We start from the raw sequence: 1941 nt of genomic DNA on the forward strand, positions 1-1941 counted from the left end.
AGATCCGGAGGAGGCGGCCTACCTTTACGGCTTGACGGCTTAACTGCATGAGGTGTCCTTCCTCGCGATAGCCGAGGGGAGAGGTCTGTCCGTGTGGCGGGGGCCGGCGGCGGCGCGGTGGGGTGCCTCGTTCGGCCTGGGTGGTGAGGTGGTTCTGTCTTTCGGGACTCACCGGTGAGTTCACCGACTGGGCTCACCGCTGGGTGAAGTCGCTGAGGATGGGTTCACCGGTGCACTCACTGGTGGGTGGACCGGTGGGGTTCGCTGTGGAGGTTCCTGGGTCGTCTGTCGACTGGACGGCTGCCGGTGTCGTCGGGCGCGGAGGCGTCCGCGTCGGTGTTCGTCTCGTCGGCGCGCGACTTTCGAGGGCGTTCGGTTCGGTCGCGGCTGGGGCCTGCTGGCGTGGGAAGCGGTGGGGGAAGCCTGGGGGGAAACGTAGGGGGAAGCGTGGGGGGAACCGTGTTTTCTGTTGATCTTGTGTTTGTGCAGGTCAGGGCCGGTGAGTGAGGTGGTGTCTGCTCAGACATTTATCTGTGGAGGGGGGAGGGGGTTGTGGTTGTTGGGTCGGGTGTGGGGTGTTGGAGAGGGTGTTGGGGTCTGGGATCTGTGGTTGGGCTGGGTGTTGGTGGGTTGCTGTGCGGGTTTGATTGGTCTGGGGGAGAGGGGGTCGGGGTGGTGTCGTGTTGTGGTGGGGCTTGTCTTTGTGGTGGGGGTCCGTTTCCGTGGCAGGGGGTCGCTGGCTGTGTGTCAGTGGTTCGGCCGGTTTGCTGGCAGTGACGGCCGGTCAGGCTCGGCCGGTTAGGCCCGGCCGGTCAGGCTCGGCCGGTTAGGCCCGGCCGGTCAGGCTCGGCCGGTTAGGCCCGGCCGGTCAGGCTCGGCCGGTTAGGCCCAGTCGACGCCGAGCTTTGCGAGGGCGGTGTGTTGGTCGGCGGTGAGTTTGTCGCGTCGGCTTTTGGTGTTGGAGACCCACACGCCGAGCTTCACGATCACCGGCTCGGCCTCGCCTTCGACGGTGATCTCCTCGCCGTGCGCGCGGGGTACCGGTCGGTCCGCGCCTTCCCGTTCCACCCACTGTGTGAGGGCTGTCAGGCCGCGTTGGAACGCCTGCTGCGCCTTGCTCGGGCCCTTCGCCCCGCGACTGGTCGCGGGGGCGGGTTCCGGCTTCTGGTCGGGCTGTACGCCCAGGACGGTCAGCTGCTCCCGCTGCTGGGGCAGCAGCCGAACCCAGGTGGTCGGCTGCTTTTGCTGTTGGAGCCATCGTCCGATGTCGTCGCCGTCGTAGACGAAGCCCGGCGCGATGTGGGGCAGGACGCCGTCGGCGTCGACCAGGTCCGCCAGGATCCGGTAATTGCGCTGCCAGTCCAGCGGCCAGGGGCAGTTCCAGTCCTTGTCGATCGCGGTCAGCTGCGCCGCGCGTACGGCGGCCCGGTCCGGGTCCTTGCCCAGGCCGTTCTTGGCGCCTGTCCGGCGGAGGTTGGCCATGTGTTGTCCGATGGGCATCATGGCGTCGTCTTCGCCCCACACGGCGTTCTGCCGGGGTGCGAGGTGTCCGGTGGCCCTCCGGTACGAGCGCAGGGCGGCGAGTTTGGCCTCCCAGGCTTCCTCGCCGGGTTCCCATACCATCCCGGCCTCGGGTGCGTCCAGGAGGGTTTTGCGCCGGTCTTCCAGTTCGCCGGCGCGCAGGGCTTTGCGCTGCTGGTGGACCCACCGCCCGAGGGGGAATGCCTTGGTGACGCCGACTGCGGCCTCGACGTCGTAGGGGACGGCGTGGAGGCCGGTGATCTCGTTCTCCTTCCGCCAGCGGATGAGGGCTTGGTAGCCCTCCAGCCAGACCAGGGACTCGGGTCGGTAGACGCGGGTGCGCAGGAACGCGGCGATGGTGGCCGCGTCCCGGGGCGAGGAGAAGTGCAGCAGCGCCGACTCGGCCGCCGCGTCGGCGCC

Annotated in this window: 1 protein-coding gene; it reads right to left on the reverse strand. The window is 68.6% G+C overall.

The features are described 5' to 3' along the window. Nucleotides 1–882: 882 nt before the first annotated feature. The coding region (locus tag AB0D01_RS39645) for a helicase associated domain-containing protein (RefSeq protein WP_363064280.1) at nt 883–1941 on the reverse strand (1059 nt) is incomplete at its 5' end.

The organism is Streptomyces sp. NPDC048606 (assembly GCF_040650855.1).
GTDB lineage: Bacteria > Actinomycetota > Actinomycetes > Streptomycetales > Streptomycetaceae > Streptomyces.